The organism is Pseudomonas karstica (assembly GCF_009707515.1).
GTDB classification, from domain to species: Bacteria; Pseudomonadota; Gammaproteobacteria; order Pseudomonadales; family Pseudomonadaceae; genus Aquipseudomonas; species Aquipseudomonas karstica.
The window spans coordinates 15,811-31,361 of record NZ_WLYI01000048.1 but is presented as its reverse complement, the minus strand read 5'-3'; the positions used below and the strand labels follow the sequence as shown (position 1 = coordinate 31,361).

At 61.1% G+C, this 15,551-nt stretch carries 10 protein-coding genes and 1 pseudogene; 5 read left to right on the top strand and 6 right to left on the bottom strand.

Annotated elements, in window-relative coordinates:
• The 3 genes from GIR22_RS24365 to GIR22_RS24355 form a co-directional block, all read left to right on the top strand.
• Positions 1-5,482 (top strand): non-ribosomal peptide synthetase (locus GIR22_RS24365; RefSeq protein ID WP_154745831.1); only part of this gene is annotated, 5,482 nt, incomplete at its 5' end.
• Between the two features lie 84 nt (positions 5,483-5,566).
• Complete coding sequence (gene macA / locus GIR22_RS24360) at positions 5,567-6,718, top strand: macrolide transporter subunit MacA (protein ID WP_154745830.1); 1,152 nt, start codon at positions 5,567-5,569, stop codon at positions 6,716-6,718.
• 3 nt (positions 6,719-6,721) lie between these two features.
• Entirely contained in the window at positions 6,722-8,680 is a 1,959-nt protein-coding gene (locus GIR22_RS24355; protein ID WP_154745829.1) for a MacB family efflux pump subunit, read from the top strand.
• Positions 8,681-8,729: 49 nt separating this feature from the next.
• On the opposite strand, the gene GIR22_RS24350 is transcribed toward GIR22_RS24355, so the two are convergent.
• Both GIR22_RS24350 and GIR22_RS24345 read right to left on the bottom strand, forming a co-directional pair.
• Positions 8,730-9,449 carry a helix-turn-helix transcriptional regulator gene (locus tag GIR22_RS24350; RefSeq protein WP_154745828.1) on the bottom strand — a complete coding sequence of 240 codons (720 nt, stop codon included), beginning with the start codon at positions 9,447-9,449 and terminating at the stop codon, positions 8,730-8,732.
• A gap of 251 nt (positions 9,450-9,700) precedes the next feature.
• Positions 9,701-10,948 carry a methionine gamma-lyase gene (locus GIR22_RS24345; protein WP_154745827.1) on the bottom strand — a complete coding sequence of 416 codons (1,248 nt, stop codon included), beginning with the start codon at positions 10,946-10,948 and terminating at the stop codon, positions 9,701-9,703.
• Positions 10,949-11,072: 124 nt separating this feature from the next.
• Between GIR22_RS24345 and GIR22_RS24340 the strand changes: the two genes are divergently transcribed.
• Positions 11,073-11,543, top strand: coding sequence for an Lrp/AsnC family transcriptional regulator (locus tag GIR22_RS24340; protein ID WP_154745826.1), 471 nt, complete (start codon positions 11,073-11,075; stop codon positions 11,541-11,543).
• A gap of 121 nt (positions 11,544-11,664) precedes the next feature.
• A pseudogene (locus GIR22_RS26525) lies at positions 11,665-11,751 on the top strand (outer membrane lipoprotein carrier protein LolA); the annotation flags it as partial.
• 267 nt (positions 11,752-12,018) lie between these two features.
• Here the strand turns inward: GIR22_RS26525 and GIR22_RS24335 are convergent.
• The 4 genes from GIR22_RS24335 to GIR22_RS24320 are packed head-to-tail and all read right to left on the bottom strand — an operon-like array spanning position 12,019 to position 15,543.
• On the bottom strand, positions 12,019-12,972 hold the full coding sequence (locus tag GIR22_RS24335) for a metal ABC transporter solute-binding protein, Zn/Mn family (RefSeq protein ID WP_154745825.1): 954 nt from the start codon (positions 12,970-12,972) through the stop codon (positions 12,019-12,021).
• Positions 12,972-13,871 carry a metal ABC transporter permease gene (locus GIR22_RS24330; RefSeq protein WP_154745824.1) on the bottom strand — a complete coding sequence of 300 codons (900 nt, stop codon included), beginning with the start codon at positions 13,869-13,871 and terminating at the stop codon, positions 12,972-12,974. The genes GIR22_RS24335 and GIR22_RS24330 overlap by 1 nt, the downstream gene beginning before the upstream one ends.
• Entirely contained in the window at positions 13,868-14,614 is a 747-nt protein-coding gene (locus tag GIR22_RS24325; protein ID WP_154745823.1) for a metal ABC transporter ATP-binding protein, read from the bottom strand. Before GIR22_RS24325 ends, GIR22_RS24330 begins: the two co-directional genes overlap by 4 nt.
• Entirely contained in the window at positions 14,611-15,543 is a 933-nt protein-coding gene (locus GIR22_RS24320) for a metal ABC transporter substrate-binding protein (protein WP_154745822.1), read from the bottom strand. Before GIR22_RS24320 ends, GIR22_RS24325 begins: the two co-directional genes overlap by 4 nt.
• Positions 15,544-15,551 lie beyond the last annotated feature (8 nt).

The following is a 15,551-nucleotide window of genomic DNA, read 5'->3' as shown; positions in this document are numbered from 1 at the left end:
ACTGGGAGAAATCGAAACCAGGCTCGCCCAGCACCAAGACGTCAAGGACGCCGTGGTTATGGCCCGTGAAGACGTACCGGGGGAGACGCGTCTGGTGGCCTACTTCACTGCGCATTCGGCGGAAGAGGTGGCAGACATAGAAGCCCTGCGTGCCCATTTGCAAGGGCAACTGCCGGAGTACATGGTGCCCGCCGCCTACATACGACTCGATGCATTGCCGCTGACCCCCAACGGCAAGCTCGACCGCAAGTCGTTGCCGGCACCGGGGCTGAGTTCGGTGATTGTGCGCGAGTATGAAGCGCCGGTCGGTGACACTGAAATCCTCCTGGCAGGGCTCTGGGCCGAGTTGCTGAATGTGGAGCGGGTCGGTCGCCATGACCATTTCTTCGAGCTGGGCGGCCACTCGTTGCTGGCGGTCAGCCTGATCGGGCGGATGCGCCGGGCCGGGCTGTCGGCGGATGTCAAAGTACTGTTTGGCCAACCGACACTGGCAGCCTTGGCGGCAGCCATTGGTGGCGGGCGCGAAGTGCTGGTGCCGGCCAATGGTATTGCTGCGCACTGCACCCGGATTACTCCGCCGATGTTGGCGTTGGTGGCGTTGGACCAACCGGCCATCGACCGAATCGTCGCCGCTATACCGGGTGGTGCGGCCAACGTGCAAGACATCTACCCGCTGGCGCCGTTGCAAGCCGGTATTCTCTATCGCCACCGGGCGTCCCGCGACGGTGATCCATACCTGTTGCAAGCGCAGTTCGCCTTCTCCAGCCAGGAACGCCTGCAGGTGTTCGCTACGGCCTTGCAAGAGGTGATCGAGCGGCATGACATTCTGCGTTCGTCCATGCATTGGGACGGCCTGGAGGAGCCTGTACAAGTGGTCTGGCGCCAGGCACCGCTGAGTTGTGAACGGGCCGAAACGGGGGCAGGCGATGCGTTGGCCGGCCTGTTGGCGCGTTTCGACAGCCGTCACTATCGCCTCGATCTGGCGCAGGCGCCGCTGATTCGCCTGGTGTACACCGAAGACAAGGTCAACCAGCGGGTGGTGGCGTTGTTGCTGTTCCACCATTTGGTGATGGACCACGTCGCCCTGGAAGTCCTGCAACAGGATATGCAGGCCTGCCTGCTGGGCCGACGGGAACAGTTGGCGGCGGCGGTGCCGTACCGCAATTATGTCGCGCAGACACGACTGGGGATGACTGAAGAGGCGCATGAAGGATTCTTCCGTGAACTGTTGGCGGATATCGATGAACCGAGCCTGCCGTTCGGGATACAAGCGGTGGCTGGCGACCAGGAGCCGAGCGAGCATGCCCGGTTGACGGTCGATCCGCTGCTGAGCCAACACCTGCGTGCCCGGGCGTCTGCCCTTGGGGTCAGTGCCGCCAGCCTGATGCACCTGGCCTGGGCCCAGGTGATGGGTGCGGTTTGCGGTCGCGAGCAGGTGGTGTTCGGTACTGTTCTGTTGGGGCGGATGCAGGGTGGTGAAGGCGCCGAGCGAGCGATGGGGGCGTTTATCAACACCTTGCCGCTGCGTGTCGACTTGGGTGGGCACACAGTGCAGCAAGCGTTGATGACCACCCACGCCCGGCTGACCCAGTTACTCAGCCATGAGCATGCGCCCCTGGCGCTGGCCCAGCGATGCAGTGGGCTGCCGGCAACCACGCCGTTGTTCAGTGTGCTCTTCAACTATCGCCACGGCGCCCGCCCCGGCCAGCCTAGTGCCGAAGTGTTGGCGGCGTGGCAGGGCATTCAAATGCTTAAGGCCCAGGAGCGCACGGACTACCTGCTGTCGTTGAGTGTCGATGATCTGGGCGATGGTTTTGCCTTCGATGCCATGGCCGCGCGTGGCCTGGGGGCGCAGCGACTTTGCGAGTACCTGCACATTGCCCTGGAGCAAATGGTGCACGCCCTGGAGCACAACCCCGGCACCGCGATCCATCAGGTGTCGATTCTGCCGCCAAGCGAACGTCGACAGTTATTGGAGGATTTCAACGCCACTCACCGCGACTACCCGCATGAGCAAACGGTCCAGCGCCTGTTCGAGGCCCAGGCCAACGCCCATCCCGAGGCGTTGGCGGTGATTCACGGTCAGCACGCCGTGAGTTACGGCGAGCTGAACACCCGTGCCAACCATCTGGCCCATCACCTATTGGCCCTGGGGGTCAAGCCGGGTGACAACGTGGCGATCCTGTTACCCCGTTCGGTGGGCTTGCTGGTCGGCCAACTGGCGATCCTCAAGTGCGCCGCGGCCTATGTGCCGCTGGACATCAACGCACCGGCCGAGCGCCAGGGATTCATGGTGCAGGACAGCTCGGCCGTATGGCTGTTGACCCATAGCAATGTGGCGATTGATTATCCCGCCCGACGTCTTGACCTCGACCGACTGGTCCTGGACCTGCAACCGTCCTCCAACCCGGATGTGTCGCAATCTTCGCAAAGTGCGGCGTACATCATGTACACCTCGGGCTCCACCGGCACCCCGAAAGGGGTGCGGGTGCCGCACCGGGGTATCACACGGTTGGTCATCAACAATGGCTATGCGGATTTCAATGCCCATGATCGCGTGGCGTTCGCCTCCAACCCGGCGTTTGATGCCAGCACCATGGATGTCTGGGGGCCTTTGCTGCACGGTGGCCAGGTACGGGTAATCGACCCTGCCACCTTGCTCGACCCGGTTGTATTCGGCCAGGTCCTGAAGGCGCAGGGTGTGACGATCCTGTTTGTCACCACAGCCTTGTTCAACCAGTACGTGCAACTGATCCCCAACGCCCTGGCCGGGCTGCGGATCTTGTTGTGCGGCGGCGAGCGGGCAGACCCGGCGGCATTCCGTAACCTGTTGGCCCAGGCGCCGCAGCTGCGCCTGGTGCATTGCTATGGCCCTACGGAAACCACTACCTATGCCACCACCCATGAAGTGCGGGCCATCGCGGCCGGTGCTGAAAGCGTGCCCATCGGCCGGCCGATTTCCAATACCCAGGTGTATGTGCTGGATGCCTGTTTGCAGCCGGTGCCATTGGGTGCGACCGGGGAAATTTGCATTGGCGGCCAGGGGGTGGCGCTGGGCTATTTGAATCGTCCCGAGCTGACAGCGGAAAAATTTGTCCGCGACCCCTTCAGCGAGCAACCCGAGGCGTTGTTGTACCGCACCGGCGACTTGGGGCGCTGGAACGCGCAAGGCTTGCTGGAGTGCATCGGGCGTAACGACGAACAAGTGAAAATTCGTGGTTTCCGTATTGAACTGGGAGAAATCGAGGCGCGTCTTGCTACCTGTCCCGGTATCAAGGATGTGGTGGTTTTGGCCCGCGAAGATGCATCCGGCGACAAGCGCCTGGTGGCCTATTTCACCTGGCTTGAGGCCCCCTTGGGGATCGAAGCCGTGCGCGCTCATCTGCAGGCTCAGGTGCCGGAATACATGGTGCCGTCGGCCTACGTGGTCCTGGGTGAACTGCCGCTGACCCCTAACGGCAAAGTCAATCGCAAGGCCTTGCCGGAGCCTGCGCTGGAGGCACTGATCAGTCGTGTCTATGAAGCCCCGGTCAATGCCCTGGAAGAAACCCTGTCGCAGTTGTGGGCCCAGGTGCTGAAGGTCGAGCGGGTGGGCCGGCATGACAGCTTCTTCGAGTTAGGTGGTCACTCGTTGCTGGCGATCCGTCTGGTCAACCTGATGGAGGAGGCGGGCCTTGATGTGTCGCTGGCGGAGCTGTTCCAGCATGCCAGTGTCGAGTCGGTCGCCTCGCTGATCAGCCAGCGCACCACGCAACTGCAGCGTGATACGACACTGGTTCCGGTGCGGGTAGAAGGCAGCCAGCCGCCGTTGTTCCTGATTCACGAGTTCAGCGGCATGGACGTGTATTTCCCGGCGTTGGGGCAACATCTGCCCGGCGACTTCCCGATCTACGGCTTGCCCGGGATGCCGTTGGGGCAGCCGCAGTTGCAGACCATGGAAGGGCTGGCGACACGGTTGGTGAGTGTTATCCGTTCGGTCCAGCCTCATGGGCCTTATCGTCTGGCGGGCTGGTCGTTCGGTGGGGTACTGGCCTATGAAGTCGCGCTGCAACTGCAGGGCCAGGATGAGCCGGTGGCATTCCTCGGTTTGATCGACAGTTACGTGCCACGCCTGACAGACCAGGGCAAGGCTCGCTGGTTGGGCGCCGATGCCTGCAAGCGCCACTTGCTATTGCTTTGCACGGCTTACTGGAAGAGTCAGGGGGCGGCGGGCATCGAGGTGGTGGCCAGCCTTGCGCGTCTGGAAGCGAATGTCGCGGATTTCGATTTCGACGGGCTGCTGCATGACTGCCGCAACCAGCAATTGCTGTTCCCGCACATGGCGGCAGGTTCGGACAGCGACGTGTTGGCCTATATCGAGAGGGAAGTGGCCCACGGTCACGCGTTGGCCCATTACAACCTGTTCCCGACTTCGATTCCGGTGCATCTGTTCAACGCACTGGAGCGGCCGACCGAACTGTCTCGACGCAGCTCATCCCACGGTTGGGGGGATTTCCTGGTCGCCGGCCAATTGCGCCAGATACCGGTACCGGGGGACCACCAAAGCATGATGACGGCCCCGCATATCCAAGTCCTGGGGCAGGCCCTCAACCAGGCATTGGCGGCTGGGGAAGCACCGGCTTTGCCCGTTCATCAACCGTTGTTGCGGATTCAGGGTGGACGACACGGCCATACGCCGATCTTTTGTGTGCCCGGCGCGGGTGACAGCGTCACCGGGTTTGTCGGCCTGACCGAAGCACTGGGTCGTGACTGGCCGATCGTGGGCCTGCAGCCTCGAGGCCTGGATGGCGAAGCAGTACCTCACCACCAGGTCGAGGCGGCAGCCCGGCATTACTTGCAAGCCATTGAGCAAGAGTACTCCTTGGGGCCGGTGCATCTGATCGGGCATTCGTTCGGCGGCTGGGTGGCGTTAGAGATGGCGGCCATGTTGCAAGCGCAGGGCCGAAAAGTCGCATCGTTGACAGTGATTGACAGCGAGTCTCCGGGAGGCAATGGCGTTGTGGGCCGGCCCTATACCACCACGGCGGCGTTGCTGCGTTTGATCGAGTCGATGCAGGTGGCGGCGGGCAAACCCCTGGGAATTGATCCGCGGCATTTTGCCGAGCAGGACGAGGCGACGCAGCATCAACTGCTGCATACGGGAATGGTGCGTGCGGGGCTGCTCCCCCAGCGTTCGGCACCGGATGCGATGCAGGGGCCGGCGCGCACTTATGCCACGGCGCTGCGTACGGTTTATCAGCCGCGCCAAGGGTATGACGGGTTGGTGCGGTTGGTACTGGCGGACGACCCGACGCTGGATGCCTTGGGTAATCAGCGCGAGCAAGCGTCGATGATCGAGGGTTGGCGTCGGCACAGCGGGGCGCTGGAGGTCTGGTATGGGCCGGGGAATCATTTCACGCTGCTCAAGGCCCCGAATGTGTACAGCCTGGCGGCTTGGTGGCATGAGGGGTTGGTGGTGACGGCGGGGGAGACAGTCTCGTGACGCCGTAACGGTTATTCGGTTCTTGGTCTATGAGGCCCGACCCTATCCGGTCGGGCTTGTCCTCAACACCTTTTGTGGTCATTTATGGAAAAGTCGAAGTTTCGAAAAGTTGGAGTGGGCCTGGTGTTGCTGGTTGTGGCGGGGCTGGTTGTCTATACGGTGCAAGCCCCGGCGGACGCCCCGCAGTACCTCACCGCGACCGTCGAGCGCAGTGATATCGAGAATGCGGTGCTGGCCACCGGTCTTCTGGAGGGCATCAAGCAGGTGGATGTCGGTGCCCAGGTGTCCGGCCAGTTGAAATCCCTCAAGGTCAAGCTGGGAGACAAGGTGAAGAAGGGCCAGTGGTTGGCGGAAATCGATCCGTTGATCTTGCAGAACACCTTGCGCAATGCTCAAGTGGATGAAGAAAACCTCCAGGCCCAGCGCCTCGCCACGGCAGCCCAACTCAAGGAGGCCAAGTCGGTCTACGAGCGTTATCGTAGCTTGCAGGAAGACGCGTCGGTGTCGCGCCAGGACTTTGAAACCGCCGAGTCCAACTATGGAGTGCAGCGTGCCAACTTGATGTCTCTGGATGCGCAAATCAAGAGCGCCCACATCCAGATCGACACCGCCAAGATCAACCTGGGCTATACCCGTATTGTCGCGCCGATTGACGGCGACGTGGTGGGTATCGTCACCCAGGAAGGCCAGACGGTGATCGCCAACCAACTGGCGCCGGTGCTGCTCAAGCTGGCGGATCTGGACACCATGACCATCAAGGCCCAGGTGTCGGAAGCTGATGTGATCCATATCGTCCCGGGCCAGGAGGTGTATTTCACCATCCTCGGCGAGGCAGACAAGCGCTACTACGCCAAGCTGCGAGGCACGGAGCCGGCGCCGCAGAACTTCCTTGAAACCCAGACTGCTGGCGCGCCAAAGCAGAATACGGCGGTGTTTTACAACGCACTGTTCGAGGTGCCCAACCTCGACCATCGTTTGCGTATCTCCATGACCGCCCAGGTGCGTATCGTCCTCGATACCGCCAAGTCGGCGCTGATCGTGCCAGTGGCGGCGCTCGGTCCGCGCAATGCCGATGGCAGTTTCCCGGTACGGGTGCTGGGGGCCAAGGGCAAGGCGACGTCGCGCAATGTGCAGACCGGCATCAATAACAACGTCAAGGTGCAGATCACCGAGGGCCTGGTCGAAGGTGACCAAGTGGTGGTTGGCGATGCGGCGCCCGCCGTGGCGGGGGGATGATGGATGACTCAGCCACTGCTGGAACTTAAAGGTGTCACCCGCAGCTTCATGGCCGGCGATCGGGAGTTTATCGCCCTCAAAGGCATCGACCTGAGGATCAATGCCGGAGAAATGGTGGCGATCACCGGGGCCTCGGGTTCGGGTAAGTCGACCCTGATGAACATCCTCGGTGGCCTTGATTACGCTACCGCCGGCAGCTACAAGATCAACGGCATTGAAACCCGTACCCTCAACGATGAACAGTTGGCCGAACTGCGCCGCGACTATTTCGGCTTTATCTTCCAGCGTTACCACTTGCTGGCGCACCTGAGTGCCTTGCACAACGTGGAAATGCCGGCAATCTACGCTGGCACTCCGCAAGCCCTGCGCCATGGTCGGGCCGGTGAGTTGCTGGCGCGGCTGGGGTTGTCGGGGCACGTGACCCACCGGCCCAGCCAGCTCTCAGGCGGTCAGCAGCAACGGGTAAGTATCGCCCGGGCCTTGATGAATGGCGGCGAAGTGATCCTTGCCGACGAGCCCACCGGTGCTCTCGACACCCACAGTGGCAAGGACGTGATGAACATCCTGGCCGAGTTGCACGCCGCCGGGCACACCGTGATCATCGTTACCCATGACCCGAAAGTGGCGGCCAATGCCCAGCGGATCATCGAGGTGCGCGACGGCGAAATTGTCAGCGACCTGGCCAACGAACGCCCCGGCGTAGACCTGCCCGATGAATCCCCTGTCGAACCCCGGCACAGTGGCCCACGGCGCCTGGTGGCCAGCCTCGGGTTGTTTAAGGAGGCCTTTAATATGGCCTGGGTGGCGCTGATCTCTCATCGCATGCGCACCTTGCTGACCATGCTCGGCATTGTCATCGGCATCACGTCCGTGGTGTCGATTTCGGCCATTGGTGAAGGTGCCAAGCGCTATGTGCTCAAGGACATCCAGGCCATAGGCAGCAACACCATCGATATCTTTCCCGGCACCAGTTTTGGTGACAGCCGGGCCTCGGTCATCCAGACCCTGTTGCCTGCCGATGTGGACGCGTTGAACCAGTTGTACTCCGTGGACAGCGCCACTCCGATGGTGGGCCGTAGCCTATTGCTGCGCTTTGGTAATATTGACCTGGAGGCTCAGGTGAACGGTGTCAGCGACCGTTACTTCCAGGTCAAGGGCCTGAAGATGGAAGCCGGCATTGCCTTCAGCGAAAGTGACGCCAGGCGCCAGGCCCAGGTGGTGGTGATTGATCACAATACCCGCGAGCGGCTTTTCGGCGCGGGAGTGGATCCGTTGGGCCAGGTGATTCTGGTCGGCAACCTGTCGAGCACGGTGATTGGTGTGACGGCGCAAAACAAAAACATGTTCGCCGCCAGCAAGGCCCTTCAAGTCTGGGTGCCCTATGAAACAGCGGCTGGTCGCCTGCTGGGGCAGCATCATCTGGACAGTATTACCGTGCGCATCAAGGACGGCCAGCCGAGCCAGTTGGTGGAAGATAGCGTCAACAAACTGATGCAGCAGCGCCACGGTACCAAGGACTTCTTCACCAACAACCTCGACAGCATTATGCAGACGGTGCAGAAGACCAGCCGCTCCCTGACGTTGCTGCTGTCGCTGATTGCAGTGATTTCGTTGCTGGTGGGCGGCATCGGGGTGATGAATATCATGCTGGTGTCGGTCACCGAGCGCACTCGCGAGATCGGTATTCGCATGGCGGTAGGCGCCAGGCAGTCGGATATCCGTCAACAGTTTCTGGTGGAAGCTGTGATGGTCTGCCTGATTGGCGGGATGATTGGCATCTTGCTCTCGCTGGGTATCGGTTCGCTGTTTTCGTTGTTTATCAAAGAGTGGGAGATGGTGTTTTCCGTGGGCTCGATTGTCACGGCGTTTGCGTGTTCGACGATGATCGGGATCGTCTTTGGTTTTGTCCCGGCGCGCAATGCGGCGCGACTGGACCCTATCGAGGCATTGGCGCGCGATTGATTGTGGCGAGGGGCTTGAGGTTGAGGGCCCCTAATCGTCGGTATCTGCCTTACAGGGCAGTGCTGTCTTGCGTTGAATACATCCACCGCAACAACGAATGTCGTCCACTGATGCCCATCTTGATTGCCGCACGCTTGAGGTAGCTCTCGATGGTGTTGACCTTCAGCGCCATTTGCACGGCCAATTGCGGTGCGGTACGCCCGGCCAGCAGGCCGACACACACTTGCAGCTCACGCTTGGACAGGTTCAGTCCCGACTGTGCCAGGCGTTCGTCAAAGCGTCGGTGCAAGTTTTCGATGCCCTGGTTTTCCAGTTCCGGAGGTTCGACATCGTTGTCATTACTGCACGGCTGGATCGCGGTGATGTGTTTCTCGACCATGGGCAGCAGCAGGGAGGAAAAGTTCTGCAGGATGATCCGCTCCTGGGCAGAAAAATGCTGCGGCTGCTGTGAGCGGTACACCGAAAGTACGTAGCTGAAATTGTCCTTGCGGCGAGTCAAGTGCAGCTGTGCGGCCGGCCATGCGGGGTCCGATACTGCCATCACGGCGTTGGCGCTATCTGCAACAGAATCGGTGTAGACCGGGATGGCGCCTTCCAAAGTGCAAGCCTTGGGGTTGGAGTGACTCGCTGAGTTCACACGCAATTGCATTATGTGCGTGGCATCCACATCCAGTTGGGTGAGTATCAGGTCATGCAGCATGCGCGGAAAGCGGCGACTACCGGTGCTGGCGATGACCTTGCCAATGTGTGGGAACAGGTGTGAGTTCATCATTTCATCCATGAGTTTTGTAAGGGAGAGGAAATCAGCCTTATAGCGACGGGTTTAATAAGGGGAGTAAAGATAAATAATCTTCAGTGATAGTAGTGACCGCCGAGTCATATCCTAGTACAGCCTAGGGATAGCCGGGTGATTCCATGCGCAAAAAATTATAAAGCCATGCCTGGGCGGCCATCAGTAGTGGACGGACAGAGAGTGGAACACCTCACTGTTGCAGGGAGGTGTCGAGGACGCACAGAGGCTTACTTGGCGTGCGCCTCGAGCTGGAACGGTTTTGCCACGGGCGCGTGTTTGACGCAGGTAGCCAGGGCCTGTTGCACATCTGCCAGCAAGTCGGCGACGTCCTCAAGGCCCACCGACAACCGCACCAATCCTTCGCTGATCCCGTGGTGTGCACGCTCTTGGGGGGTGTAGGCGGAGTGGGTCATGCTCGCCGGGTGCTGGGCCAATGATTCGGCATCCCCCAGGCTGACTGCGCGGCTGAACAATTTGAGGGCGTTCATGAAGCGCCGACCGGTGTCGATGCCACCCTTGAGCTCGAAAGCAATCATGCCCCCCGGCAGCTTCATCTGACGGGCGGCCAGGTCGTACTGCGCAAACGACGGCAGGCCGGGGTAGGTCACCGATTCCACGGCCGGATGGGCCTGCAAGGCCTCGGCGATGACCTGGGCATTGCCACAGTGGCGGTCCATGCGCAGCGCCAGGGTCTTGAGGCCGCGCATCAGCAAAAAGGCATCCTGGGGCGACAGCACGGCGCCGGTCAGGTCCTTGAGGCCTTGCAGGCGAATCCGTTGCGCCAGTGCATGACTGGTGACGGTGATACCGGCGGTGATATCGCCATGGCCACTGAGGTATTTGGTGGCGGAATGCACCACCACGTCAGCGCCCATTTCCAGGGGGCGTTGCAGATAAGGAGTGCAATACGTGTTGTCTACCACCACGGTGATACCGGGCTGTTGATGGGCAATCTCGGCCACGGCCGCAATGTCTACCATCTGCAGGGTGGGGTTGGCCGGCGTTTCGAAGTAAATCATGCGGGTTTGGGGGCAAAGCGCCTCACGCAAGGCGGCGAGGTTTGACAGGTCGACGTGACGCACCTTGATGCCGAATTCGCCAATACCGTGATGCAGTAGGGCGAAGGTGCAACCGTAGAGAGTCTGGCTGACGATGATCTCGTCACCCGGGCGCAGCAGGGTCCAGAACGTGGCGGCAATGGCACCCATGCCAGAGCTGAAGGCCACGGCGGCTTCGCCGTTTTCCAGGGTTGCCATGCGTGATTCCAGCAGCGCCAGGGTCGGGTTGGAGATACGGGTGTAGAAGTGTCCTGTTTGCTCGCCGGCAAAGCAGCCGGCGCCGTATTCGGCGGTGGGGAAGGCGAAGGTGGCGGACAGGTAGATGGGCGGTATCAAGGCACCGTGGTGGTCCTGCGGGTCGTAGCCGTGGTGGATGGCACGCGTAGAAAAGCCAAGCGTGTCTTGTTTGTTTTTCATGGCCTGACACTCCTTATTTCCTACAATGCTATGCTTATAATCGAGGCCGGATATTCCATACTTTGTTGGAAAACCCCGTCAACTTGGGATGAAAATCCATAAAGACAAACATTTGGGGCAAGACATGCCTGGAAGCCTGGATCGTACCGATAAAGCCTTGTTGGATGCCCTGCAGGGAAATGCTCGCCTGACCGTGGCCGAGTTGGCCGAGCGCGTTTCCCTGACGACTTCGCCGTGTTGGCGGCGGGTTAAGAACCTTGAAGACAGGGGCGTGATCAGTGGCTATCAGGCAATTCTTTCGCCCAAGGCGCTGGGGTATGGGGTGACGGCGTTTGTCAGCATCATGATGGATACGCACTCCAAGGAAATCGCCCGGGCGTTTGAGCAGCGGTTGTTGGCGATTCCCGAGATTGTTGCCTGCCATAACGTGTCGGGGCGGTATGATTTTTTGCTGGAAGTGGTGGCGAAGGATCTGGAATCGTTTGGGGAGTTTGCCCGGGAGGTGTTGCAGACGCTGCCTTGCGTCAAGGAGATTTATTCGAGTTTTTCGTATAAGTCGGTTAGGGCGTTGAGGGTGCTTCCGTTGCCGGGGTGACGTGGCGGTCTGGTAGCTGACCAGGTTGGGGGTACATATACGTTGCTGCGGTAACGGCGGCAGCACGGCGGCCTGACAGCCGACCTGATTTTGTGAATACATTCCCCCTGTAGGAGCGAGCTTGCTCGCGAAGGTCGTTAACGATAACGCGGGAAATCTGGTACCCCGAGGCGTCCTCAGGTTTTTCGCGAGCAAGCTCGCTCCTACAGAAGACCGCTCTGCTCTGGCTTTTGATCTTAGGCGCCCCGTTAAACCACGATGCCTGCGTTCGGGCATGCCGAGCCACCGCGAGGCACCAAGTGGTGGGGCAAGAGCCCTTTGCTTACTTTGGTGCTTTTCCAAAGTGAGTCGCCGTAAGGGCGAAACCCTAAGCAGCCGTTACCAAAAAACGGATATGCCCCTCAACCCCCCCCCACAATCCGGTCGGCCACCAGGCCACCAGGCCACCACGAACCCAACCTGCTACCACCGATGATCAAGACCCCAACGCCTTGATCACCTGATCCACATTCCCCTCCAATTCCCCAACCGGATCCACCCCATTGGTACCCAGCACCAACAACTGCGCCCCTCCCGCGCTGACCGCCGCCTTCACCGCATCGCTTGGCTGACGATGATGCAGCACCAGCGCCACATCACCCTCCTTCAAACTGGCGCTCAGTTGCTGCAACGCCTCAGGCGTCCATTCGGCATCAGCCCGGGCATCAACGTTGACCAGTTCCAGATTCAACCCACTGGCCAGATAACCCAGGTGATCGCTCAGGCAGACCACACTCACGTTATCCGCCTTGGCCAGTCGGGCCTCACTGTCGGCGGCCAGCTTGAGCAGGCGCTGCTTGAGGTTGGCCAGGTTGCTGTCAATGTGCAGCTTGGCCCCAGGTGCTAGGCGGCTCAGGTCAGCAGCCAGCACATCCGCCATGCGTCCCATATTGTTACTCGACTGCCACGGCTGGCTGTTCAAGCCATCGACGGCGCCTGGCTGCACGGCGATCCCTGGTAAACCGCCATCCACCGGGCGTGCGGCGTCTATTTCGACGATGCGGATATTACTGCGTCGGGCCACGGGGTACAGCGGGTCGTCCGGCCACAGCGAGCGCAAGCCGATGGCGGCGTCGGCGTCCAGTGCCAGGGTGTTCAGCGTCGCCGCACCGCGTCCGGTGAAATAGGACGTTTGCCGTGAGCCTGGCAGGTTGGCTGGCGCTGCGCGTTCAAGATTGACATCGCTGCCTTTGAGCAACACTTGCGCCAAGCCATAGGTAATCGGCAAGGCCGCCAGGACTTTCACCGGCTTCACAGACTTGGCCTGTGCGGTAGGGGCGAGGTCTTGATGGGGCGTGGAATGCTGTGGGTTGAGGCCGTCGGCGGCCAAGGCGGAGGTACTGATCAAACAGGCGATGGCCAGGGCTAGTGGGCGTATGACAGGGCGCATTATCCGAGATTCCCTTTCAGGCTGGGGACCGTGCCGCGAGCGATGGCGGCGAGGGCGAAGGCGATACCGGCGACCAGAATAATCGCGGCGCCGGATGGAATGGGCAGGTCGAAAATGATCGGCAGCAAAATCCCGCACAGGGTGCTGACGGTGGCGATTGCCACTGAGATCCAGAAGAAGCCTTTGAGCGATTGGCTCAGCAAGCGTGCGGCGGCGGCAGGGATTACCAGCAGGGCGCCCACCAGAATCGCGCCGATGACCTTGACGGCAGCCACGGTGATCAGTGTTACCAGGATCACAAACAGATAATCCAGGGTCTTCACCGCTACCCCGCGCACCGCGGCCAGTTGCGGGTTGAAGCTGGCCAGCATGATGCGGTTGTACAGCGGCAAGGCTAGGGCCATCACCAGGGAACCGACAATCGCCAGCACTAGCAGGTCATTGCCATTGACCGTCAATACCGAGCCAAACAGCACGTTTTCCAGAATGTGTACGTTAATCTTGCCCGCCAGGATTAACAGTAGGCTCGCCCCCAGGGCCAGGGACACCGAGAGGAACACGCCGATCAAGGTGTCGGGTGCCAACCCCGTGCGGTTGCGCAGGTAGTTGAGCAGGATGCCGAACAGCAGGCAGTAGCCGAACAGGCTGCCATAGGGGCCGGTGTAGGGTTCTCCCAGCAGGATACCCACGGCTACGCCGGTCAGTGCTGCGTGGCCGACGGCTTCGGAGAAGAACGCAAAGCGCTTGACCACCACCAGGGTGCCCAGGCCGCCCAGTACCGGGCCGATCAGCAGCCCGGCGAGCAACGCGTTGACCACAAACCCATAGGCCAGGGCTTCCGGCAAGTAGCCGGAAGATGCCCAGCCCTGGACCATCAGGCGAAAGGCTTCATAGCTCATAGTGCCGGGTTCCTTGGGTGGGTGGAGAACAGTGTCAGCAGGCGGTCCGGCGTCAGTGCCTCTTTCGGCGAGGCATCGAACAGCACGCGACGGTTCAGGCCGGTGACGCGGTCAGCCAGGCGACCGACGGCTTCCAGGTCGTGCTCGATCCACAACACGGTGATTCCAGCCTGGCGCCAGTCATTGAGCAGTCGCTCGAACACCTGGATTCCTGCCTCGTCGAGGGCCGACATCGGTTCATCCAGCACCAGCAACTGTGGCGCCGGGATCAGTCCCTGGGCCAGCAGCACCCGCTGGCGTTCACCGCCGGACAGGGCACCCATGCGCCGGCGGCGCTTGTCCTGCATGCCCACCCGCTCCAGCGCCTCGCCAATCGCCTCGGCGTAATGCCGGGACAGGCCAAGAAACGCCGGACGGCGCTGGCACATGGCGGCCATGAAGTCGTCGACGGTCATGGGCAAACCCCGGTCGAACTCCAGGGCCTGGGGTACGTAGCCAATGGTTCCAGGCGCGTCTGGCCAGTGCAGGCTCAGTTGGCCCTGGTGCGGCGTTTGCCCCAGCAGGGTCTTGATCAGCGAGCTTTTGCCGCCGCCGTTGGGGCCGACCAGCGCGTGGATGCTGCCCGGTGCTACCTGGAAGCTCACGGCATCGAGAATCACCGTGCGCCCGAGAGTCAGCGACACCGTGTTGAATTCCAGGGTCGGACCTACGCTGGCCACTTGCAGGTGTTCCGCCGCCGTCATGCCCCTGACTCCTGAATCGCCCGGACCACGGTGTTGAGGTTGCCGGTCATTTCCACTTCGTACTTTTCAGCGCTGTAGTCGCCATAGGAAATATGCGACAGCGGGTACAACTTGACCCCGGATTCGCGCTGGATGGTGTCGACATAGCTGGACGGGAAATCCATCTCCGAGAAGATCACTTTCACATCCAGGTCCCGCAGTTGATCGATGGTTTTCTTCAACTGGCTGGGGCTCGGCTCGATACCGTGGGCTGGCTCCACCACGGCGGTGACTTCCAGGCCGAACTCACGCAGAAGGTAGTCGTAGGCGGCGTGCACGGTGGCCACCCGCAGGTCGGCGTTGGGTGCGCTGGTCAACTTGGCCAGGGCATCGGCGCGCATCTGGCGCAGGCGTTTGCCATAAGCGCGGGCGTTCTGGGTGTAGGCGCGGGCGTTATCCGGGTCGAGCTTGCCCAATTCACGGGCAATATTGTTGACCTGGGCGATGGACGCGCTGATGGACAGGAAGGTATGAGGGTTGACCACCTTGCCGGCACCGCGGGCGGCGTTCCCGGTGGCGGCCAGCAGCGGCACGTTGGCGTTGGCCTCGATCACCGGGATGTCCGGGCGTTCGCTGGTGGCGATCATGCGATCGGCGAAATCATCGTGGCCGACGCCATTGAGTACGATCACGTCCAGGGTGCCGATGCGCTTGATGTCTTGGGCACGGGGTTCGTAGGCATGAGGGTTGAAACCGGCGGGAATCAACGGCACCACTTCGGCCTTGTCGCCGACGATATTGGTCACGTAGCTGTAATAGGGGTGCAAGGTGATGCCGATGCGCAGGCGTTTGGCCGACTCTTGATTAGAGAGGGCATTGGCCAGTGGGGCCAGCAGCACGGTGAACAGGCCCACCAGCAACAGGCGTAATAATGGAGATGAAATAGACATGGTCTTCT

Coding starts and splice junctions, on each gene's coding strand:
- GIR22_RS24350 (WP_154745828.1), bottom strand. CDS start 9,449: ATGAACTCACACCTGTTCCCACACATTGGCAAGGTCATCGCCAGCACC.
- GIR22_RS24320 (WP_154745822.1), bottom strand. CDS start 15,543: ATGTCTATTTCATCTCCATTATTACGCCTGTTGCTGGTGGGCCTGTTC.
- GIR22_RS24325 (WP_154745823.1), bottom strand. CDS start 14,614: ATGACGGCGGCGGAACACCTGCAAGTGGCCAGCGTAGGTCCGACCCTG.
- GIR22_RS24335 (WP_154745825.1), bottom strand. CDS start 12,972: ATGCGCCCTGTCATACGCCCACTAGCCCTGGCCATCGCCTGTTTGATC.
- GIR22_RS24345 (WP_154745827.1), bottom strand. CDS start 10,948: ATGAAAAACAAACAAGACACGCTTGGCTTTTCTACGCGTGCCATCCAC.
- macA (WP_154745830.1), top strand. CDS start 5,567: ATGGAAAAGTCGAAGTTTCGAAAAGTTGGAGTGGGCCTGGTGTTGCTG.
- GIR22_RS24355 (WP_154745829.1), top strand. CDS start 6,722: ATGACTCAGCCACTGCTGGAACTTAAAGGTGTCACCCGCAGCTTCATG.
- GIR22_RS24330 (WP_154745824.1), bottom strand. CDS start 13,871: ATGAGCTATGAAGCCTTTCGCCTGATGGTCCAGGGCTGGGCATCTTCC.
- GIR22_RS24340 (WP_154745826.1), top strand. CDS start 11,073: ATGCCTGGAAGCCTGGATCGTACCGATAAAGCCTTGTTGGATGCCCTG.